Below are 23,606 nucleotides of genomic sequence, written 5' to 3'. Positions count from 1 at the left end.
AACGGAGTGCACCCGTGCCCCTCGCGCCCCCAGAGTGCCCCTTCTCCGGCCCCGCGCCCTCCCTCACGGACCCGGACCTGTACGCCCGCGGCGACCCCCACGGCCTGTGGCGGGAGCTGCGGGACACGCGCCCGGTCAGCTGGCAGGACGAGGGGGAGCGGGGCGGCTTCTGGTCGGTGACCGGCTACGCGGACGCCCAGCGGGTCCTCAGGGACTGGAAGGACTTCACCTCCACCCGCGGCACCATGCTCCGGGAGAACCTCACCGAGCCCTACCCGGGCGCCGGGACGATGCTGGCCCTCACCGACCCGCCCCGCCACGACGTGATCCGCAAGGCCCTCACCCCCCTGTTCACCCCACGCGCCATGGCCCGCCTCGAAACCCGCGCCTGTCAGGTCACGGCGGCGCTGATCGACGAGGCCCTGATCGCCGGACGCTGCGACGTCGCCACCGACATCGCCGCCCGCATCCCCCTGGCCGTCACCGCGGAACTCCTCGGCGTACGCGACGACGCCGTCGGCCCGCTGGAAGCCGCCATGGCCTGCGTCACCGGCGCCGACGTGGACAGCGGCGAGGTCCAGGAGGCCCACCTGGAGATCCTGCGCTACTACACCGAGGCGCTGTTCGAACCGCCCGGCGCCCCCGACGCCAACGTCGTCTCCGCGCTGCTGCACGCCCGCTCCCGCGGCCAGGACATCTCGGACGAGGAGATCATCCTGGCCTGCGACAACGTGATCGTCGCCGCCACCGAGACCAGCCGCAACGCCATGACCTCGGGGCTGCTGGCCCTGCTGAGGCACCCGACGGCATGGGCCGCGCTGTGCGCGGGCCGCCTGGAGACGGCGCCCGTCGTCGAGGAGATCCTGCGCCTGACGGCCCCGGCGACGCACGTGCTGCGCGTCGCCACCCGCGACCTCACCCTGTCCGGCGCCGGGATCAAGGCCGGTGACGCGGTCGTGGTGTGGCTCGCGTCGGTCAACCGCGACGCCTCCGCCTTCGAGGAACCCGACACGGCCCGCTTCGACCGGCGGCCCAACCGCCACCTCACGTTCGGTACCGGGGTGCACTTCTGTCTGGGCGCCCCGCTCGCCCGGCTCCTGCTCTCCGTGTTCCTCGGCGAACTCGCCCACCGCACAGGGAAGGTGGCACTGGCCGGCGAGCCCCGCCGCAACGCCTCGCACCACGTCTGGGGCTACGCCTCCCTGCCCGTCTCGCTGTCCCCGCGCGCGGATCATGGGTGAGCTATCCTGCGCGGATGCGTGGACGGTTCACAGGCTGGCCGGAGCGGGCCATGGACGTGCTGATGCGGTTGCAGGGCGAGCCGTCCCACACGACCCGCGAGCGCTGCCGCGCGGACCGCGAACACCTCGTCCGACAGCCGATGATCGCCCTGTTGCACGAGGTCGCCGACGCCGACCCCCGCTACGAGGACTTCTCCGTCTGGCACTACCGCACCGACGCGTGGTGGTGGCAGCACCAGGGCGCGGTGATCCGCCTCGGCCGCAAGGTCGAGATCGGTCTCCGGTTCGACCTGGACGGCCTGCGGATCCAGGGCGCCTGGTGGTACCCCGACCCCGGCCAGGTGGACGCGTTCCGCAAGGCCGTGGCCGCCGAGGGGAGCGGCCGACACCTGGCCGCCCTCGTCGAGGACGTACGCAAGAAGGGCTACGAGATCTCCGGGGACGTGATGAAACGCCCCCCGCGCGGCTATCCGGTGGACCACGCCCGCACCCACCTGCTGCGCCACCGTTCGCTGATCGCCGCCCGCTACCTCGGCGACGGGGACTGGCTGCACACCCCCGAGGCCGTCGACCGGGTCCTGTCGGCCGCCGCCGATCTGGATCCCCTGCTGAGGTGGCTGGTCCGGCACGTGAAGCGCGCCGCCTGACGGGACGAGGACCCCGCTCGGCACCCCCGTACCGCCGCCGTGCGCGCTCAGAACGTGACGCGTACCTTCAGGGCCGACCGGTCGTCCATCGCCCGATAGCCGTCGGGCACCTCGGCCAGCGTGACCGTGCGGTCGAAGACGGGCCCCGCGTCCAGGGCGCCGGAGAGCACGTCCGGCAGGAGGGCGGGAATGTAGGCGCGGACCGGGGCGATGCCCCCGCCCAGGGCGATGTTGTGGTCGAACATCCGGCGCAGATCCACGCCCGCGTTGCCGCCGTACGGCACCCCCACGCAGCCGACCGTACCGCCGTCCCGGGCGATGGCGAGGGCCGTGTTCAGCGACTGGGCGGTGCCGACCGCCTCAAGGACCGCCGGGGCTCCCTCGCCGCCCGTCAGGTCGCGCACCGCGGCCACGGCCGCGTCGCCGCGTACGGAGATCACGTCGCTGGCACCGAAGGCGCGCGCCACGGCGACGCGTGGCTCGTGGTGGCCGAGGAGCAGGACCCGTTCCGCGCCGAGGCGCCGCGCGGCAAGGACCCCGCACAGGCCCACCGCGCCGTCGCCGACCACCGCGACCGTGCTGCCCGGGCGCACCCGCGCGCTCACCGCCGCGTGGTGACCGGTGCTCAGGACGTCGGACAGCGCGAGCAGGGCGGGCAGCAGCTTCCGCTCCCCGGCGAGCTCCGGCGGCAGCGGCACCAGCGTCGCGTCTGCGAACGGCACCCGCACCGCCTCGCCCTGCCCGCCGTCGGAGCCCTCGTCACCCCAGAACCCGCCCTGCGGGCACGAGGTCTGCAGACCCGAGCGGCAGTACACACAGACGCCGTCGGACCAGGCGAACGGCGCGACGACGAAGTCCCCGGGCCGCAGCCGGGTCACCTCGGACCCGGTCTCCTCCACGACGCCCACGAACTCGTGCCCCATCCGCTGCCCCGGCGCGGTGCGTGCCACTCCCCGGTAGGCCCACAGGTCGCTGCCGCAGACGCAGGAGCCGAGCAGACGCACCACGGCGTCCGTCGGCCGTCGCACGACCGGGTCCGGCACCTCCTCGACACGGACGTCGTACGGCGCCCGGATCACGATCGCACGCACGCGAACCCCTTCCTCTCGTCCGGACCGCACGGCTGCGACGGGAAGCGGCGGGGCGGCACCGTCGCCGACCTCATTAAGGCGCAGGGGCCCCGCGCAATCAACGGGCCCATACCGTCCACGGCCCGACAACCAGGAGGAAGAAGACACGATGTACGACGTCATTGTGGTGGGCGCGCGCTGCGCGGGATCCCCCACGGCGATGCTCCTGGCGCGCGCCGGATACCGCGTCCTGCTCTTGGACCGGGTCCGCTTCCCGCGCGACACGCTCTCGTCGCACTACATCCACCAGCCCGGCACCGCGCTCCTGGCCCGCTGGGGACTCCTCGCCACGGTGCGGGACTCCGGCTGCCCGCCCCTGGAACGCGTCCGGTACCAGGCCGCTGACGTCAGCATCTCGGGCTGCTCCCCGCCCGTCGACGGCCAGCGGGCGGGGATGGCGCCCCGCCGCCACGTGCTCGACCCCCTCCTCGCCGGCGCCGCGGTCGCGGCGGGCGCGGAACTCCGCCAGGAGTGCCGCGTCGACGACCTCCTCTTCGACGGCGACCGGGTCACCGGAGTCGCGTACACCACACCCCGAGGGCGGCGGTCGGTCGAACGCGCCCGGCTCGTCGTCGGCGCCGACGGCATGCGCTCGCTCGTCGCCCGCCTTGCCAAGGCCCCGACGGTCACCGAGGACCGGCGCATGACCTGCACCTACTACAGCTACTGGGAAGGCCTGCCCGTCGACTTCGAGCTGTACGAGCGGCCCGGCCGGTGGATCGGGGTGATCCCGACCAACGACGCGCTCACGCTGGTGATGACGTACTTCCCGCAGGCGGACTTCGACACCGTGCGCGCGGCCGCCGAGCCCGCCTATCTGGAGGCGGTGCGCACGACCGCTCCCCGCCTGTTCGAGCGGATGGCCTCGGCCCGCCGGGTCGAACGGCTCTACGGCACCGGTGACCAGCAGAACTACCTGCGCCGGGCGGCGGGCCCCGGCTGGGCGCTGGTCGGTGACGCCGCCCACCACAAGGACTCCATCGCCGCACGCGGCATCACCGACGCCTTCCTCCAGGCGCAGCTCCTCGTCGAGAGCGTCGAGAGCACCGGCGCCGGGCTGGACGACGGCGCCCGCCTCGACGCGGCGCTCGCGCGGTACGCCGCCGAGCTGGAGCAGCGGTTCCTGGGCTTCTACCGCAGCACCCTCACCACCGCCGAGCTCAGGGTCGCGGAGTCACGGCTCTGCCTGCTGCGGGCGATCGCCGGTCGCCAGGACCTGGTCGACCGGTACTTCGGCACCCTGTCCGGGGCCTGCGGCCTGGACGACTTCTACAACGAGGACCTGCTGGACCTCCTCGCGCTGAGCTAGCCCCGCCACCCACCAGGAGTTGGTCATGAGCGATGTGCAGAGCCTGCTCGCCGAGCTGCGCGCCTGTGGCACCCGACTGTGGGTCCACGAGGGCGCGCTGCGCTACCGCGCGCCCGAGCCGCTCGCCCCGGCCGTCCTCGCCGCCCTGCGGAGCGCCAGAGCTGAGATCGTCGCGGCGCTCAGCCAGGACCGGACCTCCCTCACCAGCAGGCCGCGCCCGCCGCGCCTCCCTCTCTCCCTGGGCCAGGAAGGGCTCTGGTACATCGACCAACTCGGCGCCCACGACAGGGCGTACAACGTACGGACGGACCTGCGTCTGCGGGGCGACCTGGACGTGCGCGCGCTGCGCCGCGCGTTCGGGGAACTCGTGCGCAGACACGAGAGCCTGCGCACGCGCTACGTCTCCGAGAACGGGGTCGGACACCAGCTCGTCGACCCGCCCGGCGAGGTTCCCATGGACGTCACCGACCTGTCGCGGCTGCCGCCGGAGCGGCGCGCGGACCGGCTGGCGGCGATCAGCGACGCCCACACCGACCACCGCTTCGACCTGGCGGCCGACCCTCCGCTGCTGGTGCACCTGGTCCGCACCGCGCCCACGGACCACGTCCTCCTCGTCACCGTCCCGCACATCGCCATCGACGGGCCCTCCACCGCGATCATGTTCGACGAGCTGGACACGCTGTACCGCGCCTGCGCCGAAGGCCGGACCTCCCCGCTGCCGCCGCCGGTCGCGCAGTACGCCGACTACGCGGTGTGGCAGCGGGAGTGGGCCGAAGGGCCCGACTACGCACGGCAGTTGCGGTACTGGAAGGACCGGCTCGCCGGAGCGGCGCCCCTGCTGGACCTGCCGACCGACAGGAGCCGTCCCGCGGTGCCCACCCAGTCCGGCGACATGCTGAGGTTCAGGGTGCCACCGGAGCTCGCCGCGCGCCTGGAGGGGTTCCGCAGGGAACACGACGCCACCCTGTACACGGTGCTGCTCGCGGGCTTCCACGCGGCGCTGGCGAAGTGGACCCGGCAGTCGGACATCTGCGTCGGATTCCCGGTGGACGCGCGCTCGCACGACGAAGCCACCTCCCTGATCGGCTACTTCGTCAACACCGTCGTCCTGCGGAGCACCATCGGCAGGGACAGCACCTTCCTGTCCCTCCTGGACAGCGTGCGCACCGACCTGCTCGCCGCCTATGACCACCGTGACCTGCCCATCGGCCGACTGGTCGCCGAGCTGGCCCCCGCCCGCGAGGCCGGCGCCCACCCCCTCTTCCAGGTGATGTCCGCCCATCTGACGCCGGGCGAGCACCGCCTGGGCGACCTGCGGGTCACGCAGCTGGACACCGGGGACCGCACGGCGAAGTTCGACCTGACCTTCGTCACGGAGGAGATCGGCCCCGACGGATCGATCACGGCGGGCCTGGAGTACGCGACCGACCTGTTCGACCGGTCGACCATCGAGGGCCTGGCCGACGGCATCCTGACCCTGCTCGACCGGGTCACCCGCCACCCGGCCGCCCCCCTGCGCGAGCTGTCCCTCCTCCCGGACGCGCGGCTCGCCGCCCGGGTCGCCGAACTGTCCCGCGCGCCCCGGCCGACCGGCGCCGACGCCTGCCTGCACCACCTGGTGGAACGCACCGCACGCCGCACCCCCGACGCCCTCGCGGTGGTCGCCGGGGAGGAGCGGCTCACCTACCGCGAACTCGACGCCAGGGCCGACCGCGTGGCGGCGCTGCTGCGGGAGCGGGGGATCGGCCCCGAGCAGCTCGTCGGCGTCTTCCTCGGCCGCTCGGCCACGACGGTCGTCGCCCTGCTGGCCGTCCTGAAGGCGGGCGGCGCCTATCTGCCGCTGGACCCGGAGTATCCGCGGGCCCGCGTCCAGGACATGCTGGAGGACAGCGGGGCGAAGGTGGTGGTGACCGCCTCCGACGTCGCCCACCGGCTGGAGCGGCCCGCGGCCGAACTACTTCTGATCGACGAGCCGTTCGCCGTCTCCGTCCCGTACGCCGACCCCGGTGTGGTGCCGGACAACGCGGCGTACTGCCTGTACACCTCCGGATCGACGGGTCGACCGAAGGGAGTCGTGCTGCGGCACGCGAACGCGGTCGCGTTCGTGCGCTGGGCGAGCACCTCCTTCACCGAGGAGGAACTCGCCCGGGTCCTTTTCGGCACGTCGATCTCCTTCGACCTCTCCGTCTTCGAGCTGTTCGCACCGCTGTCGGTCGGCGGCACGGTGATCCTGGCGGACAACGCCCTGGACCTACTGGACGCGGACGCCTCGGACGGCTCCGCGGGCGTGGGCCTGCTCAACATCGTGCCGTCGGTGGGCCGGGTCCTCGCCGAAGCGGGCCGCATCCCGCCGGGCGTACGCGCGATCAACCTGGCGGGCGAGGCGCTGCGGCCCGAGATCGTGGACCGGCTGCGCGCACTCGCACCCCGGGCACGCATCAACAACCTGTACGGCCCCACGGAGTACACGACCTACGCCACGGGCCGCGAGGTGACCACGGCGGAACGGATCACGATCGGCCAGCCGCTCCCGGGCACCCAGGCCCTCGTCCTGGACGACGCCCTGACGCCGGTGCCCGTCGGCGTTGTCGGTGAGCTGTACCTCGCGGGGCCGGGCCTCGCGAGGGGCTACTGGCACCGGCCCGGCCTGACCGCGGAGAAGTTCCTGCCCAACCCCTACGGCCCGGCGGGCAGCCGCATGTACCGCACCGGAGACCTGGTCCGGTCACTGCCCGGCGGGGAACTCGACTTCCGAGGACGGCTCGACCACCAGGTGAAGGTCCGCGGATACCGTGTCGAGCCGGGCGAGATCGAGACGCTGCTGCTCTCCTCGGCGCAGGTCAAGGACGCGGTGGTCGTCGTCGACGCCGCCGGTACCGATGAGGCGCGCCTGAGCGCCTATGTGGTGGCGGACCCGGCCGCCGAGCCCGACCTCGCCCACCGCATGGCGCAGCGGCTGCCCGCCTTCATGACCGCGTCCGTGATCGTCTTCCTCGACCGGCTCCCGCTGACGGCCAACGGCAAGGTGGACCGCCGCGCCCTGCCCGACCCGGAGGCCCACCTCGGCCGGACATCCACCGACGACCTCCCCCGGGACGAGGTGGAGGCGGCGCTCCTCGACATCTGGAACGACGTCCTCGGAGGCGTACGGATCGGCATCAGGGACAGCTTCTTCGAAGCGGGCGGACACTCCCTCCTGGCCACCCAGGCGCTGGCACGCATCCGCCGAGCCCTGGGCGTACGCCTGTCCCTGACCGACATCCTGACGGCACCGACCGCGGCCGAACTGGCCGCCGTACTGCGGGACAAGGGCGCCGCGGCCCCCGGCACGCCATCGCGGCCGGACAGCCCACGGGAGACCTCGCAGGACTCCTTCGTGCCGGTCCTTCCGATTCGCTCCTCCGGCTCCCGGCCCCCGCTGTTCTGCTTCCACCCCGCTCTCGGCCTGAGCCTTCCCTACGCGGGTCTGGCCGCGCACCTGGGCCCCGACCGGCCCGTCTTCGGTCTGCAGTCGCCCCACATCGGCGGCCCCTCCCGGTTCCCGGCGTCGGTCGAGGAGGTGGCCGAGGAATACCTCGGCCGCATCCGGGAGATCCGTTCGCACGGGCCCTACCACCTGCTCGGCTGGTCGTTCGGAGGGCTGCTCGCCTTCGAGGCGGCGGTGCGGCTGCGGGCCGCGGGCGAGGTGGTCGCCTCGCTGACGGTGGTGGACAGCCGACCCGCCGTCGCGGGGGAGCGGCCGCCCTCGGAGAGCGAACTCCTCACGGACTTCCTGGGCCACGCGGGCGTCCCTCACCCCGGCACCACGCTGACCCCGGACAGCGCGCTCGCCCTGGCCCGGGACGAGGGCAGCAGGCTCGCGGGCATCGGCGCCCGGCACCTGGAGCGCGTGCTCGCCGTGATGCGCACCAACGCCGTGTTGGCCCAGCGCTATGTCCCCACCCGCTTCACCGGCCCCGTCCGGTTGTTCGTCGGCACGAAGGGCGCCACCGAGGACGAACTCCGGGCACGGGCGGACAGCTGGGCTCCCCACGTTGAGGGCGCGGTCCACGTCTCCCGGATCGGCTTCCGCCACGAGGAACTGATGGACCCGCAGCCGCGGTCCGAGATCGCGGCCGTGCTCCTCGCCGACCTGGAGAGCGCGGACCGGCACACGTGGTCCGATACCACCCTGACATGAATGCGGCACCGCCTTCCTGATGCCCTTCGGCCGCCCGCGTCGTGCAGGCCGTGGGCGGGGCGATGCTCGTGCCGACGTCGCTGGCGCTGCTCCCGGCCGTGTACGAGGCGCGCACGCCGGGTGCGTACGCGGCGCGGACGGCGGCTACGCCAAGGACAGTACGGGCGGTGGGGACGACACCGGCGACGAGGACGCAGGGGGCGGCGGCGCCGAGGCCGCCACGGGCGACGACGGAGAGGTCACTCGCCCCGGAACTCGGGCCACTCCCCGGCGAGAAGGGACGTGACCCCGCGCCGCATGTCACGAGAGGCCACCCCGGCGGCGAAGTCCGCGCGCTCCAGCTCGAGGTGTTCCGCGAGGCCGGTCGACAGGCTCCGGTCGAGCAGCCGCTTGGCGCTGCGGATGGCGTGCGGGGCGCCCTGCGCCAGCTCCTCCAGTCGGCGTAGCCCCGCGTCCACCAGGTCCCCGGGGTCGACGACCGCGCCGACCAGGCCCTCCTTCAGCGCCTGCGGGGGGCGCAGGACGGGCTGTTCCAGGAGCAGTTCCAGCGCGCGGGCGTGGCCGACCACGCGGGGCAGGAACCAGGCCATGCCGGCGTCCGTCGAGGCCCCGATGGCGCCGTACGCGAAGTGGAAGGACGCCCGGCGCGAAGCGATGCGCAGGTCGCAGGCCAGCGCGAGGGAGAACCCGGCGCCCGCCGCCTGTCCGTTGACCGCGGCCAGGACCGGACAGCCCAAGGAGCGTACGCTCAGCACCACTTCGGACAACAGCCCCGTCAGCCGATCGCCGTAGGCCACGGGGTCGAACTGCGGGTCCGACATGGCCTGGTGGTACGCGCGCAGATCGCCGCCGAGGCAGAAGGCCCGACCCGCGCCCGTGACCAGGACCCCGCGCAGCTCCGGATCGGCCGTCAGGGACCGCAGTGCCTCCGTGAGCTGGACCAGCAGGGGAGTGTCCATCGCGTTGCCGGCGTCGGGACGGTCGAGGGTCACCACGGCCGTGCGCCCCTGGGTGGAGACGGGAACGTGGGACACGGTGACGGATGGGGAATATGAGGAATCGGCCGCCGAACTCATTTCCATGGCAGGGCAGCGTAGATCTCCGTAAGGGCGCTCACAAGACCGCTTAACAACGGTGACTTTTCGAGGGCGGTGTCCTACCATCGCCCTCAGACCGCCGATGTGAATCCCTTTACGTCGGCTCTTCGTACGCGATGTTCCACGGGGGTTGCATGCCGAACGTCGCTCCAATGCGTCCACCTGACGAAAGTTGTTCTCTGGTGACGGGCGCGTCGCGCGGGATCGGCGCGGCCATCGCGCTCTCGCTCGCCGCCACCGGAAGGCCCGTTGTGGTCGGTTACCGCGCGGACGAGGCCGCTGCGCGGCGCACGGTTGAGGCGGTCGAACGCGCCGGTGGCAAGGCGCTTGCCGTCCAGGCCGACGTCACCGTTTCCACCGACGTGGAAAGAATTTTCGATTCCGCCGAATCCGCCTTCGGCCCTGTCACGGTATTGATAAACAATGCCGGGATCCGGTCCGATCAGATCTTCTCCGCCATGGAACCGGACGACTGGAATGTGGTGCTGGACACCAACCTGAATTCCGTCTACCGAACCGTGCGCAGAGCTCTTCCCGCTATGGGGAAGGCGCGCTTCGGTCGTATCGTCAACATCGGTTCCGTGCTCGGCGGTCGATCACTGCCGGGCGTGGCGAATTACGCGACGGCCAAAGCGGGCCTGGAGGCCCTGACCAGATCGGTGGCCGTCGAAGTCGCCCGACGCGGCATCACCGTCAACGTGGTGGCTCCCGGCCTCGTCGAGACCGAACTCGTGCGTGACGTCGAGTTCCTGAGACGTTCGGCCCGCGCGGCGATCCCGGCACGACGGGCCGCCAAGCCCGCCGAGATCGCCGCCTGTGTGAGCTTCCTGGCCTCGCCCGAGGCCGGCTACGTCACGGGAACCACCCTCACCGTCGACGGAGGGCTCTCCGCCGCCGCGTTCCTGCCCGGCGCGGTCCACGACTGAGAGCCACCCGTCCCCGCCCGTCGTCCCCAGGCGCCGCCCCGACGCGCCCTGCCCGCGCACCCGGCGCCCCACCTCACCGCTTCCCGCCCTGCTGCCGCCCTGCCCGGGCGCACCTGCCACGATTGGAGATCGCCCCATGACCACCACCGCTCCCACCCGTGAGGCCCTGACGGAGTTCGTCGTCGAAGCCCTTGAGGACTTCGGTGCCGAGCCCGACGCCATCACCATGGACGTCACCTTCGAGGACCTCGAGATCGACTCGCTGGACCTGGTGGAGCTCGGCCAGGCCGTGAAGAAGCGGTTCGGCGTCCTGGTGCGCCCCAAGGACATGGACGGCGTCAAGACGGTGGGCGAGGCACTCGACGTCATGTTCGCGGCCGCGGGGCTGTGATGACCCCTCGAAGCGCCGTCGTCACCGGTGTCGGGGCGGTGACCCCGCTCGGCACCGGTGCCGCCGTGCTGCACGAGCGGGCCGTCGCGGGCGAGACCGGACTCAGCGGCGGCGAGGGCCGCTGCGCCGACTTCACTCCCACCCCTGTGCTGACCCGCAGGGAAGCCCGCAGGACCGACCGCTTCTCGCAGTTCGCCCTGGTGGCCGCCGCCGAAGCCGTCACCGCGGCCGGATGGGGTGACGTACCGCCCCACGCGCCCGAACGGACGGCGTGCGTCGTGGGGTCGGGGGTGGGCGGCCTGGAGACCTTCCAGGAACAGCTCGTCGTCCTGGAGAAGGAGGGCCCGGAGGCGGTCTCCCCCCTCATGGTGCCCATGATGATGGCCAACGCCGCCGCGGCCCAGATAGCCCTGCGCTTCGGACTGCGCGGCGAGAGCCACTGCGTGATCTCGGCCTGCTCGGCCGGTGCGCAGGCCATCGGCGCGGGACTGCGCATGATCCGGTCCGGCGAGGCCGACGCGGTCGTGGTCGGCGGCGCGGAGGCGGCGACCTCGGAGATCGTCCGGGCCGCCTTCCTCAACGCCGGAGCCCTCTCACCGAGCGGGACGTCGGTGCCCTTCGACCAGGACCGCGACGGATTCCTGCTGGGGGAGGGGGCCGGAATCCTCGTCCTCGAAGAGGCCGGGGCGGCCCGGAGCAGGGGAGCGCCCGTCCTCGCCGAACTGGCCGGCTACGGCGCCACCAGCGACGCCCACCACCTGACCGCGCCGCACCCCGAGGGCACATCGGCGGCCCGCGCCGTCACCCTGGCCCTCACCGACGCGGGCGTCGCCCCGCAGGACGTCCACTACGTCAACGCCCACGGCACCGGTACCGCCCTCAACGACAGCGCCGAGGTCACCGCCCTGCGCCGCAGCCTCGGCCCGGCCCTGGAGACCATCCCGCTGTCCTCCACCAAGTCGGCCATCGGACACCTCCTGGGGGCGGCCGGAGCGGTGGAGGCCGTTGCCACCGTCATGGCCCTGCACCACCGCGAGGCACCACCCACCGCGGGCCTGCGCGTCCCCGATCCACACCTGGGGCCGCTGACCCACCTCACCCGGCCTTGCCCCCTGAGCCCCGGCCCCGACGGGCGCCTGACCGCGCTGTCCACCGCGTTCGGGTTCGGCGGCCACAACGCGGTACTCGTGCTGCGCACCCCCGCACGGGAGACCGGCCCATGATCGACCTGTCCGGCCGGCGCTACCTGGTCACCGGCGTGCTCACCAGCGACTCCATCGCCTGGCACATCGCCCGCGCCCTCCAGTCGGCCGGCGCCGACGTCCTGCTGACCGGGTACGGACGCAGCCTGCGCATCACCGAACTGGCCGCGTCCCAACTGCCCAAGCCCGCCGAGGTCCTGCCCCTCGACGTCCAGCGCCCGCAGGACTTCCCCGCCCTGGCCGAGGCCGTCGCGGAGCGGTGGGCCGAGCTCGACGGCGTGGTCCACGCCGTCGCGGGCGCCCCGCCCGCGGCCATCGGCGGCGGCTTCCTCACCACCTTGGCCACCGACGCCGAAGGCGCCCTGCGCACCAGCGCCCTGTCCCTGCACGCCCTGACCACGGCACTCGCCCCGCTCCTGGAGCGCGGCGCGACGCCGGGCAGCGTCGTGGGCATCGACTTCGACGGCACCCGGGCCTGGCCCGGCTACGACTGGATGGGCGTCGCCAAGGCGGCCCTGGAGTCCGTCTGCCGCTACCTCGCCCTCTACCTCGGCCCCACCGGAATCCGCGTCAACCTGGTCGCCACCGGGCCCGTCGAGACCGTCTCCGGGCGCGGCGTCAGCACCTTCGACGCCCTGGACCGCCGCTGGCGCGAGGAGGCACCGCTGGGCTGGGACAGCACCACGGCAGCCGCCGACGTGGTCACAGGACCGGCCCTGTTCCTCCTGTCCGACCTGGCCCGGGGCGTCACCGGCGAGGTGCTCCACGCGGACGGCGGCATGCGCAGCGTCGGCATGGGAGCGGCCCCGGCCGACAGGGCGCCCGCCCCGCAAGCGGCCACGGAGTCCGGGACGCCCAGCACCCCGGCACCGCAACGGGAGGCACCGTGACCACCACCGCACCCCGGGACGCCGCCACGCCGCTGACCACGGACCGCGGCGTACACCGGCAACTGGTGCACAAACGCGCCGTCGAACACGTCCTCACCACCGCCGTGGCCCGCCACGGCGACAGGCTCCTCGGCATCGCCCAACTACCGCGCTGCCACCGGTACTTCAACGACACCAGTACCCCGTACTACGACCTGCTGCTGGTGGCCGAGGCGGCCCGGCAGACCGTCGAGGCCATGACGCACGAACTCCTGGGCGTGCCGCTGGACGCCCGGTTCGTCCTGGGCGGACTGGCCGTGGAGATCACCCGGCTGCCCGCCCTGCGCATCGGCCCCGCCCCCACCGACCTCGCAGTGGAACTCCACATCGACCGCAGCAGGCGCAGCCGCAGCGGAACCCTGCGCGCGCTGGAGGGAGTGGCGCAGTGCCACGTAGAAGGGGAGCAGGCGGCACGCTTCTCCGGCGCCCTGCGCTTCGTACCCGCCGACACCTACACCGACCTGCGCGCCGACCCGGCCCCGGAGCCCGCCGACCCGCTCCCGCCCCGCGGCACACCGGCCCTCGTGGGCCGGACCGACCCCCGCAACGTCCTGATCGGCCAACCGGGGGTCCGGGGCCACGAGACGCTCGCACGCGTCGTCCCCGACCCGGCGGACCCCGTCTTCTTCGACCACCCGCTGGACCACCTCCCGGGCATGCTCCTGGTCGAGGCGGCCCGCCAGTGCGCACTGGTCGCCAGGGCGCGGGCGAGCGGCGTGCCCGTCACCGCCCTCGTGGCGACCGCCTGCCGCGCCGCCTTCCGGGAGTTCGCCGAACACGACGCGCCCCTGTGGTGCCGGGCGCGACCCGAAGGCCCCTCGGGCATACGGGTGTCGGTCGAGCAGCGCGACCGCGCCATCGGGACGGTGGAGGTCGAGTTCACCACGAGCCCCGACGCCGCACCCGCGGGGGAGAGCCCGCCGGGCGGGCGCGGTGCGGACCCCGTCACCGACCCAGGAGCGGGGCCATGAACACAGCGGCGAACCCTCCCCCGGCCGCGAAGCCGGGGGCCACGCACCCCGTCCTGAGCGGTGTCGGCGCCGCCCTGCCCGCCCGCGTCATCGGCAACGACCACTTCCTGCCCCTGGACGCCACCGACGCCTGGATCGCCCGGCGCACCGGCATCCGCACCCGGCACCGGCTCGGCCCCGGCGAGAGCCTCGCCGACCTCGCGGAGCGGGCCGCGCGCGAGGCGCTCGCCGACGCGGGCCGCCACCCCCACGAGGTCGACCACGTCCTCGTCTGCACCATCACCCCGGACCGGATCACCCCCGGCATCGCCCCGGAACTCGCTGCCCGCCTGGGCGCCGACGGACCGCCCGCCCTCGACCTCAACGCGGCCTGCTCGGGCTTCGTCTACGCCCTCGACCACGCCTGCGCACTCATCGAGACCGGCCGCGCGGGCTGCGTCCTGGTCTGCGCGGCGGAGGCCCTGTCCCGCATCACCGACCACCACGACCGCTCGACCGCCGTGCTGTTCGGCGACGCGGCAGGCGCCGTCGTGGTCACCGCCCACCCCACCGCCGAACGCCCCGTCTTCCTGCTCGGCTCCGACGGCAGGCACACCGAGCTGCTGTACGCGGACCGGGATGAGCGCCTCCTGCGCATGGAGGGCCGTGAGGTCTTCGAGTTCGCCGTGGACAACATGACGGAGCAGACCCGCAAGCTCCTGGGCACCGGCGGGATCGGCCTGGACGACGTCGACTTGTTCATCGGCCACCAGGCCAACGCGCGGATCCTGCTGGCGGTCGCCGCCGAACTGGGGCTGCCGGAGGCACGCGTGGAGATCGCCGTCGACTCCGTGGGCAACACCTCCTCCGCCTCCATCCCGCACGCCCTGTGGCAGGCCCGCGAGCGCGGCCGACTGCCCGCGGGGGCCCGGATCGCCATGGCGGCCTTCGGCGCGGGCTTCGTCTGGGGCGCCGGACTCATGCGCTGGAAGACGGGCCGCCCGCGGCATGACCGCCCCGGCTCAGCGAGCGCCACGTACGACCGCACACACCGCCCCGCATCAGACAGATCCGCGTCAGGCCTCGCGTACGACCGCACGCACCACCCCGAGACAGACAGCTACGAGCACCACCGCACGCACACGCACACGCCCACAGCCCATACGAGTGACCAGGGAGACACCCCGTGTCAGAGGTGAGTAAGCAAAAACAGCGCTACTACCTGGGGGACAACCCCACCCGCCCCGTACCGTTCGACGGCGTCATGACGGTCTCGCACTACATCATGCCGAACTTCGCCACGATGGACTGGCACCAGGTTCCGCGCGAGAAGGTCGTCGAGAACATCCACAGCCTGCAGGACCCGGGCGGCAACCTGAACGACCGGATCATGATGTACATCCATGTTCCGTACTGCAAGTCGTTCTGCCACTACTGCAACTTCAACCGGTTCCACTACCCCAAGCAGGACTCCGAGCGCCTGGAGCGGTACACCGACTACCTCATCAAGGAAATCGACTGGTACACGCGCCAGCCGTACGTCCAGGCACGGGAGTTCACCGGCATCTACATCGGCGGCGGCAGCCCCTCGACGCTGCCCGTGTCCGCCGTGGAGCGCCTGAGCGACCATCTGCGCAAGGTCGTCCCGAACTTCGACACGATCGAGAAGAGCTTCACCGGAGAGCCCCGCACGCTGCGCCGCCCCGGACTCCTCGAAGTCCTGCGCGACCACGGCTGGGACCGCGTCACCTTCGGCATCGAGACGCTCAACGAGAAGATCCACCGCAAGATCGGCCGCCTCGACACCCGCGAGGACGTCGACGCGATCTTCGACCGGATGCGGGACATCGGCTACACCGCCGACACCTGCGTGGACATGATGTACGACCTGCCGGGGCAGACCCTCGAAGGGTTCCAGGCCGAGCTGTCCGAGCTGCTCAGCTGCTACGACCCCACCGAGATCGACCTCTTCACCACGATCTACCTGCCCTACCGGCCGCTGCACAAGCTGATCATGGACGGCAGGGTCGAACAGCCCGGCAGCCCCTGGCAGCTGCTCGCCATGCGTGAGCACCTCTACGACACCCTGACCGACGCCGGGTACCACAACACCATCGCCGAGACCTGGTCCAAGCGCCCCGAGCGGTCCCAGTACCAGACCGCCCACTGCGCCCGCCAGGACATCATCGGCATCGGCTGCGCGGCCCGCGGCAACCTCCGCGACATGGTGTCGATCAACCCCGAGAAGGTCGACGACTGGCAGCGCAACGTCGACGAACAGGGCGCCTCCACCGAGACCCTCCAGTCCATCGGCCCCGAGGGCGTGCTGGACCGGATCATGGTGATGTTCCCGCGCTACAAGTCCCTCGACAAAGAGCTCCTGGCCGACTACGGGGCCCGGGTCGACGAGGAGACCTTCGAGCGGGTCAGGGCCGTGCTCGACGGGCACCTCGCCGCCGGCGTCATCGAGGACGAGGGCGACCGGTTCACCGTCAACAAACTGGGTGTCATCTGGCACGGCAACCTCCAGACCGACTACCTTCGCCACACCCTCAACACCAAGGGCGAAGTGCTGATGAACCACCTCACCGAAGCCCGCCAGGACTTCGACAGCGAGAACCGCTTCGAGGTGACCGCCGAGACCGTGTACATCAAGGAACACGACGCGGAGTACCCGAGGCTGATGAAGTAGCACTTCGCCGCGCCGTCCCCGACGGTGCCCCCGTCGAAAGGAGTGCCACATGAACGGCGAGCCCCCGGACCCGGCGGGGCCGACGGAACAGCGCGCCCCGCTGCCCCTGCTGGCCCGGATCGAGCCCGCCCCCGGTGTGTCCCTGGTGGCGCGGGTGCTGCGCCACCAGGACCCGACCGCGCCCGTCGCGGTGGTCCTCCCGGCCATGGGCGCCTCCGCCCGCTTCTACCTGCCGTTCGTGCGCGCGCTGCACAAGGAGGGACTCACCGTGGTCACCGCCGACCAGCGCGGCCACGGCGAATCCGTCCCCCGGGTGGCCCGCGGCGTGCGCTTCGGCTACCGCGAGCTCCTGGAGGAGGACCTGCCCGCCCTCCTGGAGACCGTCCGGCGCGAACTGCCCGACCGGCCCGTGATCCTGGTCGGGCACAGCCTGGGCGGCCAGCTCGCCCTGCTGTACGCCGCGCACCACCCGGCCGACGTCGACGCGATCGCCCTGGTCGCCAGCGGCTCCGTCTGGTACCGCGGCTTCGAGGGGCCACGCGCCCTGCGCAACCTCGTCGCCGGTCAGCTCTTCGCCGCGCTGGCCACCGTGATCGGCTACTGGCCCGGCAAGCGCTTCGGCTTCGGCGGCACGGAGGCCACCGGCGTCATGCGCGACTGGGCCCGCCAGGGACGTACCGGCGACTACCGGCCCCGGGGCAGCACCGTCGACTACGAGCGGGCCCTGCGTGACCTCACGCACCCGGTCCTCGCCGTCGGCGTCGCCGGTGACCGGCTGGCCCCGGCGGGCTCCCGACAGCACCTGCTGGCCAAGGTCCCGCGCTGCGCCCTGGAGGAGTGGGAGTACACCCGTGAGGCCGCCGACGGGAAGCCGATCGACCACTTCCGCTGGGTCCGCTACCACGCGGGCCTGTGCGCCCGCCTCGCCCGGTGGGTCGGCGAGTCCGTCAAGGCAGGCGGGACGAGCACCACGGACGAACTCGGCACGGACCCCACGGACGAGCGCGGCACGGACTCCACGGACGAGCGCGGCACGAACCCCACGGACGAGCGAGGCACGAACCCCACGGACGAGCGCCGAAGGAGCACCGAGGATGAGTGATGAGTAGCGGGAGGAGCACCACCGATGAGCACTGAGCGCTCCGGCGGCGCCCGCGTCATCGTCGTAGGCGGCGGCTGGTCGGGCCTGGCCGCCGCCTGGAACCTGCACCGCGCGGGCGCCCGCCCCCTCCTCATCGACGACCGCCCCACCCTCGGCGGCCGCTCCGCCACCGCCCACCTCGGCACGCGGGCGATCACCCTCGGCGGCAAGAACATCGGCCGCAAGTACAGCCGCTTCCGCGCCTTCGCCGCCGAACTCGGGGCGGGCGAGAACGCCTACGAGCACTTCGGCATCAACTCCTCGCGCATCGAGGACGGCCGCCTGCGCACCACCGACAGCACCAACAAGGCCGCCGCCCTGTACGGGATGCTGCGCGGCGTGCCCCCGCGCGATCTGAGCCGGATCCTGCGCCTCGCCTACTACGTCCGCCGCGACCGCGCCAACGCCTTCCTGTGCGGCCCCGACATCGAGCGCTACGCCGCACGCACCGGCGACCCCACGCTCTCGGCCTTCTTCGGCACGCGCCTGCGGGAGCGGCTGCTGCGCCCCGCGGTGATCCGCATGAACGGGGCGGAGCCGGAGGAGTCGTACCTCTCCACCCTGGGCACCAACCTCGGCATGCTCCTGGACGGCTTCGACCAGCTCACCGACGGCTTCGACCCACTCCTGCACGCCTTTGCCGCCCAGGTGGAGACGCGCGCCGCGACCCGTGTCACCGCCCTGCGCGTCACCGCGGGGCGCGTCACCGGTGTCCGCGCCCTCGCGCCCGACGGCACCGCATCGGAGGAGGAGGCCGACGCCGTCGTCCTCGCCGTGCCCGCTCCCCACGCCGCCGCACTCCTACGGCACCACCACGACGAGCTGGCCCAACACCTGTCCCGCGTCCGCTACTTCCCGGTCTCCGTCGTCGTGGCCGAGTACGACCGGCCGGTCTTCGACACACGGATCAGGGCGCTGACCTTCCCTGCGGACAGCCCTCTCAGCAACGCCGGTGCCTACGGCGTCACGGACCGGCACCTCGTTCGCTACACCTTCAGCGGCCGAGCGGCCCGCACCCTGCCCGGTGACGACGAGGAACTCGCCGCCCTCGCCGAACGGCACCTCGGCGCCCACCTAGACCTCGACGCACCCAAGCGCCTGGACATGGCCACGGCCCGGTGGCGGCACGGTCTGTGCGCCTATGCCCCCGCCCACACCCGCACCCTGTCCGCCATCGACACCCTCACGGCCGCCCTCCCGGGCCTCACCCTGACCGGTGACTACGCACGCGGCGCCTCCATCGAGGCCTGCGTCCGAGCGGCGGAGGAACGCACGGACCGGCTGCTGCGCCAGCTCGGCCGCCCTGGCTGACCCGCACCTGGGCGGCGGCTAGGGAGAAGGCCCGGGTCAGAGGCCGGTGCCGGTGTCTCCGCCACGACCGAGCCAGCGGGCCTGGCCCGACGCGACCGTGCCGAGGTGGGGAAGAATCGCTCTGCTGAGCATCCAGGTCGCCGAGTGCCACCAGGAGGAGGGGTGGTCGTCGGCCGCGTAGTACTGGACGCCGTCGGCCACGTGCCGCGAGGGCTGTGCGGACGTGCCGGGTCTCGCCCGGCCGAACTCCGCGCCCTGCCCCTGCGAGGCGTCGACGACGAGCGTGCCCGGTCTCAGCGTGGCCGCCTGGTCCCGAGGCGAGAGCGTCGGCGGCACGTCCGCGTCCTGGCCGAGGCAGTTCACGATGATCTCGTGCTGCGCCAGCAGGTCGTGCAGCGCGAGGTGGCCCGAGGGGGAGACCGCGTGGCACTCTCCTGCGTCGTCCACGACCAGTTGGACCGTCCGTACGCCGTCGAGTCGCGCGCCAAGGGCAGCCGGGAAGCGCTTCGTGACGAGCGTGAGATCGGTGATGTCCTGTGCCTGGAGTGCCGCCACGGCGCCGTCACCGGCCGGACCGTCGCCGAGGACCACGGCGTGCGCCGGGGGTCCCCAGCGGCCCGTCCTTCCGGCGCGCGCCAGAGCATGGGTCACGGAGCCATAGGCCGCCATCTCCTCCAGTTGCTCACCTATGGGAGGGGCGCAGGGGACGTGGCCCGAGCCGTCCATGGAGGGTTCCCGCGCGATGACGGCGTGCCGACGGTCGACGGTCGCCCGGGGAGGCTCCCCGGCCTGCTCGACGTGCGGGAAGCCCCACAGGATCTGCCCCTCCGTCAGGTCCATGAAGTCTTCGAGCACCGGCTTGACCAGCAGCACCACATCGCACTCGGAGAAGATCAGCCGACGCGTGCAGACGCCGCCGGACACCCGCGCGAGATCGTCGTCGGTCAGGCCGAAGGGGGTGCCGTACCCCGTTTCGAAGAACAGTCGGCTGCGGATCTCGGCGCTCAGAGAGGCCAGGTGCTGTGGATGGATGGGAAGGCTCTGGCCACTCTCCCCTCGGTGTGCCGCGGTGAGACCGATCGTGAGCTCGGGCATGCCAATTCCTCCGTTTCGAGAAGCAAGAGCGCTAGGGATCCGGCTGGCCGCCCGTGTGTCCTTACGTCCGGTCGGCCACGGGTGGGGTGAGCCGTGGAGCCACCGGCGCGGGGCGGGGTCGTGGACGCGGTAGCGGAAGGCGCGTGGGGATTGGTGCGGGGCGAGCGGTCGGTCGGTCGGCACAGCGGCAGGGGCGTGCCGGTGTCACAAGGGGCTGTGGTCCGATTCGGCTGGTGCAACTAGGCATGCGGGCATGTGGGGTGCAACACTCATAGCAACTCCAGCAACTCCGTTGGTGTGTGGGCCGTCTCCAGCTGTGAAGTTCCTGGGCCTTTGGCTGGGCGGCTCCGTTCGCGGTCCCGGAAGAGCAAGGGTGGGCATGGCAGTACGGACGGGAGATGTGGCTCTCCATTCCACGCCGCCGTGCGGAATTGACACTATGACAACTTCGCACGGTGCTCAAATGGTTACGCCACCGACGCTGTGCCCTCCCGCTGATGGAGTCCGCCATGCCCGCACGCCACTTTGATGGCAAGCGCCTGCGATCGGCACGGCTGGAAGCCGGATACCGGAGCCAGGCCGACTTCGCCCGGGAGGTCGAGGTCTCCCGTACAGCGGTCGCCACGTGGGAGAACGGCCGCGGTCCCGACCCGGAACGCCTGCCCGCTCTGGCCCACGCCCTCCACACGGACATCAACCTGCTCTTCCCCCGGCACGGCGCCCCCGATCTGGCCGATCTGCGGTGCGACGCCGGTCTCGCCCAGTACGAGGTCGAGCGCAAGGCGGGCACCACGGACCACGACATCGGCAGGGCCGAGCGCGGTTCCCGGCGGCTGACACCGGCCCTGCGCAAGACCTTGGCCGCCCTCTACGACGTCACCGAGGACGCGCTGCTGGCAGCGGAGCGGCGCAGCTTCGGAGGGGAGGACACTCCGCTGCCCGTCACGCTCGCGGAGAAGATCGAGTACTTGCTGGAGCACACGTATCCGGGCGACCAACAGCCGCCCTCGGACGAGGACATCGCCCGTGGCATCAACGCGGCCGCCGGAGCCGAGGTGGTGTCCGCGCGGGGTGTCAGGGACTTGCGCGAGGGCACGGTGACGGACGCCCCACCCGTCGTCCGGGACGGTCTGGCCGCGGTGTTGGGGGTCAGTGCCTTCTTCTTCCAGCCGGACGAGGACGCCATCGTGGCGACGATCGTGGAGGGTCTGCGCACGCTCCATCAGGTGCGCAACGGCGACATCAGCAACATCAAGGCCCGCGGCCTGGGCCCCGAAGGCCTGCCGGTGGAACTGCTGGCCGTCGTGAACGACCTCGCCAGCAACCTCCAGAAGTGGGGCAGGACCCAGGACGACCCGGCTCATCAGTAGGCCGCCCCGGCATCCGTGCTTCCCGCTACGAGGTCGGCGCCGACAGCGCGTGCAAGGCCCGGGACAGGGCGACGAGTTGCGCCACCTCGGCGGTGTCGCCGTCCCGCGAGAGGGCCAGCGGGGTGCCGGGCCGCGACGGCACCTGACCGCGGCGGACCGCCAGCGCCGCGAGGTGCAGACGCTCCGCGAGCACCTTCGGAGCCAGGGACTCCAGGACCGGCTCGGCAGAGCTCAGGTGCGGGCTGATGCGGACCAGGCCGTCCCGGCATTCGATGACGCGGCGCGCGTACCGGAAGGCGGCACGGCCCCCGCGGCCCGCTCGGGGCAGGACGGTGTCGGGGTAGGCCGAGGAGAGCAGACGCCACAGCGGCTCCAGTTCCCGGTGGATCCGGCGGTGCTCCCGCCGCAGCCGCCATGCGGCGCAGCGGCTCCGCATCCCTGGCCAGGTGACGCCGAGGACGAAGACGGGGAGGGACACCAGCAGCAGGATCCCCGTCGACACGCTGAGCCACGCGGGCACGGCCCCGCCTTGCGAGCGGACGACGAGGAACACCGACCGGATAGCGGTGCAGGCCGTGAGGCCCAGCAGCCCCGCGCTGGCCGTCCAGAGGCCGACGGCCTCGGCACCGCTGGACATCCGGGCGAAGCGGTGGGTCCTGCGACAGGACATGGCGAGGGCGTACAGGGTGTACAGCCCGAGCCCCAGGTAGAAGAGGGCGACCCGGGGGTTCGTCATGTCGGCGTCCTCGAAGGTGCTGTGGAGCACCGCGTGGTGAGGTGTGGTGACCGCCGTGGCCACGATCACGGTCACGGCGGCGAGGAACCCCACTCCCTCCCGGCGTGCCCGGCGCCGGACCGCCGGTGTGTCGCCGGTGGAGTACAGATAGAAGAGCATCAGGCTGTACGTCATGCCCATGTACAGGACGTCCATCAGGAGCTTCGCCGTACCGATGCCGAAGGTGCCGTCGAGGCCTTCCGTGCCGTGTTTGATCGCCAGTGCGTAGGTGGCCACGGCGCAGACCACGCACAGGGTCAGCCACCGCACCCCGCGATTCTGCGGCGCACGGGAGAGTTGGTGGAACTTCCAGGCGGCCTCGGCCGCCAGGACGACGAAGAGGATCGTGAAGAACATCAGAGCCAGCCGTGCCGGTCGCGCATCGCGGAGTGGACCCGGCCCAGTTCGGGATGGACGGAGGAGGTCGGAGCGACCTCGTCCAGAACCGTGGCCCACATCGTGACGATCGTCGCCGCGCGCTCGGCTTCGCATTCCGGGTCGTCGTCGTACGTGCACCGGGCCACCACCCGGTGCACCGCCTCGGAACTGAGGCCCGGCACCACCGCACTCCACTGGGAGCCGTCGGTCTGGTGACTGCCGCAGATGTGACCCATCACCTCGTGCAGGATGATGTGGCGCTGATGCAGGGGGGTGGTGTGCTCCTGGTACAACACGGCGTACCCGTCGGGCGTTTCCACGCAGAGCCCCTGCGGACCGGGGACCGGCAGGGGATAGGCCCGCAGGACGATGGGGCGCCCGAGCTGTCTCGCCAGCGCGTCGCACAACGCCTCGACGCTGAGCGGCGGCTGGACATCCAGGTCACGCAACTGCTGCCGGAGCCTGCGCTCCAAGGCCCGGTCCCGTACCCGCTCGCGCCGGGCGGCCAGCAGCCGCCGCGCGAACAACCCGAGCGGCCCGCCCCGACGGACCACATCCCGTGCGCGCCGCCCGTCCCCCTGGAGATCCATGCCCTGCATCGCCACCTCGCCCCTCTCATCCCGGGCGGTGACCGCTGCGCACGGAAGGACCCCCACCTGCCGACCCCCGTGCGAGCGGACATCGCCCCCCTGCCTCGGGGGAATCTCTCACACCGCCGGGGGCCACCGCCCGGGACGGGGCTCAGCGTTCCGGACAACCTTGCCGGACAGCAGGCGTGCGACGCCGCGTTCACCCTTCCGGACTGGGCATCCATCAGCTCGGGGCTCAGGTGCTGGTGGGGC

At 72.5% G+C, this 23,606-nt stretch carries 19 protein-coding genes; 14 read left to right on the top strand and 5 right to left on the bottom strand.

Features of this window, described 5'->3' with window-relative positions; translation table 11 throughout:
* The first annotated feature begins 14 nt into the window (after window positions 1-14).
* Together ACIG3E_RS24230 and ACIG3E_RS24225 are read left to right on the top strand one after the other, a co-directional pair.
* Window positions 15-1,241, top strand: a complete 1,227-nt coding sequence (locus ACIG3E_RS24230) for a cytochrome P450 (protein ID WP_399620039.1) — start codon at window positions 15-17, stop codon at window positions 1,239-1,241.
* Between the two features lie 14 nt (window positions 1,242-1,255).
* Entirely contained in the window at window positions 1,256-1,888 is a 633-nt protein-coding gene (locus tag ACIG3E_RS24225; protein WP_399620036.1) for a DUF2461 family protein, read from the top strand.
* Window positions 1,889-1,935: 47 nt separating this feature from the next.
* Here ACIG3E_RS24225 and ACIG3E_RS24220 read toward each other — a convergent pair whose 3' ends face one another.
* Window positions 1,936-2,979, bottom strand: a complete 1,044-nt coding sequence (locus tag ACIG3E_RS24220; RefSeq protein ID WP_399620033.1) for a zinc-dependent alcohol dehydrogenase family protein — start codon at window positions 2,977-2,979, stop codon at window positions 1,936-1,938.
* Between the two features lie 148 nt (window positions 2,980-3,127).
* Between ACIG3E_RS24220 and ACIG3E_RS24215 the strand changes: the two genes are divergently transcribed.
* A complete protein-coding gene (locus ACIG3E_RS24215; protein ID WP_399620030.1) occupies window positions 3,128-4,327 on the top strand; it encodes an NAD(P)/FAD-dependent oxidoreductase in 1,200 nt (399 codons plus the stop codon).
* A 25-nt stretch (window positions 4,328-4,352) separates the two neighbouring features.
* A complete protein-coding gene (locus ACIG3E_RS24210) occupies window positions 4,353-8,507 on the top strand; it encodes an amino acid adenylation domain-containing protein (RefSeq protein WP_399620027.1) in 4,155 nt (1,384 codons plus the stop codon).
* A gap of 239 nt (window positions 8,508-8,746) precedes the next feature.
* Here the strand turns inward: ACIG3E_RS24210 and ACIG3E_RS24205 are convergent, their stop codons facing one another.
* Window positions 8,747-9,541 (bottom strand): enoyl-CoA hydratase/isomerase family protein, encoded by a 795-nt coding sequence (locus ACIG3E_RS24205; protein ID WP_399620024.1) that lies wholly within the window; start codon window positions 9,539-9,541, stop codon window positions 8,747-8,749.
* A 245-nt stretch (window positions 9,542-9,786) separates the two neighbouring features.
* Between ACIG3E_RS24205 and ACIG3E_RS24200 the strand changes: the two genes are divergently transcribed.
* The 9 genes from ACIG3E_RS24200 to ACIG3E_RS24160 all read left to right on the top strand — a co-directional run bounded on the left by ACIG3E_RS24200 (window position 9,787) and on the right by ACIG3E_RS24160 (window position 19,146).
* Window positions 9,787-10,530: a 3-oxoacyl-ACP reductase family protein gene (locus ACIG3E_RS24200; protein WP_399620022.1), complete on the top strand. Its 744-nt coding sequence runs from the start codon at window positions 9,787-9,789 to the stop codon at window positions 10,528-10,530.
* Between the two features lie 136 nt (window positions 10,531-10,666).
* Entirely contained in the window at window positions 10,667-10,921 is a 255-nt protein-coding gene (locus ACIG3E_RS24195; RefSeq protein WP_399620020.1) for an acyl carrier protein, read from the top strand.
* Window positions 10,921-12,144 carry a beta-ketoacyl-[acyl-carrier-protein] synthase family protein gene (locus tag ACIG3E_RS24190; protein ID WP_399620017.1) on the top strand — a complete coding sequence of 408 codons (1,224 nt, stop codon included), beginning with the start codon at window positions 10,921-10,923 and terminating at the stop codon, window positions 12,142-12,144. Before ACIG3E_RS24195 ends, ACIG3E_RS24190 begins: the two co-directional genes overlap by 1 nt.
* Window positions 12,141-13,013 (top strand): SDR family oxidoreductase, encoded by an 873-nt coding sequence (locus ACIG3E_RS24185; protein WP_399620014.1) that lies wholly within the window; start codon window positions 12,141-12,143, stop codon window positions 13,011-13,013. The genes ACIG3E_RS24190 and ACIG3E_RS24185 overlap by 4 nt, the downstream gene beginning before the upstream one ends.
* Complete coding sequence (locus ACIG3E_RS24180; RefSeq protein ID WP_399620010.1) at window positions 13,010-14,023, top strand: ScbA/BarX family gamma-butyrolactone biosynthesis protein; 1,014 nt, start codon at window positions 13,010-13,012, stop codon at window positions 14,021-14,023. The genes ACIG3E_RS24185 and ACIG3E_RS24180 overlap by 4 nt, the downstream gene beginning before the upstream one ends.
* Window positions 14,020-15,201, top strand: coding sequence for a beta-ketoacyl-ACP synthase 3 (locus ACIG3E_RS24175; RefSeq protein ID WP_399620008.1), 1,182 nt, complete (start codon window positions 14,020-14,022; stop codon window positions 15,199-15,201). Before ACIG3E_RS24180 ends, ACIG3E_RS24175 begins: the two co-directional genes overlap by 4 nt.
* Window positions 15,189-16,694 (top strand): coproporphyrinogen-III oxidase family protein, encoded by a 1,506-nt coding sequence (locus ACIG3E_RS24170; protein WP_399620005.1) that lies wholly within the window; start codon window positions 15,189-15,191, stop codon window positions 16,692-16,694. The genes ACIG3E_RS24175 and ACIG3E_RS24170 overlap by 13 nt, the downstream gene beginning before the upstream one ends.
* Window positions 16,695-16,743: 49 nt before the next feature.
* Window positions 16,744-17,796, top strand: a complete 1,053-nt coding sequence (locus tag ACIG3E_RS24165) for an alpha/beta fold hydrolase (RefSeq protein ID WP_399620002.1) — start codon at window positions 16,744-16,746, stop codon at window positions 17,794-17,796.
* Between the two features lie 24 nt (window positions 17,797-17,820).
* Entirely contained in the window at window positions 17,821-19,146 is a 1,326-nt protein-coding gene (locus ACIG3E_RS24160) for a protoporphyrinogen/coproporphyrinogen oxidase (protein WP_399620000.1), read from the top strand.
* Between the two features lie 36 nt (window positions 19,147-19,182).
* Here ACIG3E_RS24160 and ACIG3E_RS24155 read toward each other — a convergent pair whose 3' ends face one another.
* Window positions 19,183-20,241, bottom strand: coding sequence for a hypothetical protein (locus ACIG3E_RS24155; protein WP_399619999.1), 1,059 nt, complete (start codon window positions 20,239-20,241; stop codon window positions 19,183-19,185).
* Window positions 20,242-20,750: 509 nt separating this feature from the next.
* On the opposite strand from ACIG3E_RS24155, the gene ACIG3E_RS24150 reads away from it, so the two are divergent.
* Complete coding sequence (locus ACIG3E_RS24150; RefSeq protein ID WP_399619996.1) at window positions 20,751-21,611, top strand: helix-turn-helix domain-containing protein; 861 nt, start codon at window positions 20,751-20,753, stop codon at window positions 21,609-21,611.
* Window positions 21,612-21,636: 25 nt separating this feature from the next.
* Here ACIG3E_RS24150 and ACIG3E_RS24145 read toward each other — a convergent pair whose 3' ends face one another.
* Together ACIG3E_RS24145 and ACIG3E_RS24140 are read right to left on the bottom strand one after the other, a co-directional pair.
* Entirely contained in the window at window positions 21,637-22,743 is a 1,107-nt protein-coding gene (locus ACIG3E_RS24145) for an MAB_1171c family putative transporter (protein WP_399619994.1), read from the bottom strand.
* Window positions 22,743-23,354, bottom strand: a complete 612-nt coding sequence (locus tag ACIG3E_RS24140; RefSeq protein WP_399619992.1) for a hypothetical protein — start codon at window positions 23,352-23,354, stop codon at window positions 22,743-22,745. The genes ACIG3E_RS24145 and ACIG3E_RS24140 overlap by 1 nt, the downstream gene beginning before the upstream one ends.
* Between the last annotated feature and the right edge of the window lie 252 nt (window positions 23,355-23,606).

The sequence above is a fragment of the Streptomyces sp. NPDC053474 genome (genome assembly GCF_044544845.1).
Taxonomy (GTDB): Bacteria; Actinomycetota; Actinomycetes; order Streptomycetales; family Streptomycetaceae; genus Streptomyces.
Note: the sequence above shows the minus strand (reverse complement) of the source record. Positions and strands in the feature narration are given on the sequence as shown.

Coding starts and splice junctions, on each gene's coding strand:
- ACIG3E_RS24225 (WP_399620036.1), top strand. CDS start 1,256: ATGCGTGGACGGTTCACAGGCTGGCCGGAGCGGGCCATGGACGTGCTG.
- ACIG3E_RS24215 (WP_399620030.1), top strand. CDS start 3,128: ATGTACGACGTCATTGTGGTGGGCGCGCGCTGCGCGGGATCCCCCACG.
- ACIG3E_RS24210 (WP_399620027.1), top strand. CDS start 4,353: ATGAGCGATGTGCAGAGCCTGCTCGCCGAGCTGCGCGCCTGTGGCACC.
- ACIG3E_RS24195 (WP_399620020.1), top strand. CDS start 10,667: ATGACCACCACCGCTCCCACCCGTGAGGCCCTGACGGAGTTCGTCGTC.
- ACIG3E_RS24190 (WP_399620017.1), top strand. CDS start 10,921: ATGACCCCTCGAAGCGCCGTCGTCACCGGTGTCGGGGCGGTGACCCCG.
- ACIG3E_RS24185 (WP_399620014.1), top strand. CDS start 12,141: ATGATCGACCTGTCCGGCCGGCGCTACCTGGTCACCGGCGTGCTCACC.
- ACIG3E_RS24175 (WP_399620008.1), top strand. CDS start 14,020: ATGAACACAGCGGCGAACCCTCCCCCGGCCGCGAAGCCGGGGGCCACG.
- ACIG3E_RS24165 (WP_399620002.1), top strand. CDS start 16,744: ATGAACGGCGAGCCCCCGGACCCGGCGGGGCCGACGGAACAGCGCGCC.
- ACIG3E_RS24160 (WP_399620000.1), top strand. CDS start 17,821: ATGAGCACTGAGCGCTCCGGCGGCGCCCGCGTCATCGTCGTAGGCGGC.
- ACIG3E_RS24155 (WP_399619999.1), bottom strand. CDS start 20,241: ATGCCCGAGCTCACGATCGGTCTCACCGCGGCACACCGAGGGGAGAGT.
- ACIG3E_RS24150 (WP_399619996.1), top strand. CDS start 20,751: ATGCCCGCACGCCACTTTGATGGCAAGCGCCTGCGATCGGCACGGCTG.
- ACIG3E_RS24145 (WP_399619994.1), bottom strand. CDS start 22,743: ATGTTCTTCACGATCCTCTTCGTCGTCCTGGCGGCCGAGGCCGCCTGG.
- ACIG3E_RS24140 (WP_399619992.1), bottom strand. CDS start 23,354: ATGGATCTCCAGGGGGACGGGCGGCGCGCACGGGATGTGGTCCGTCGG.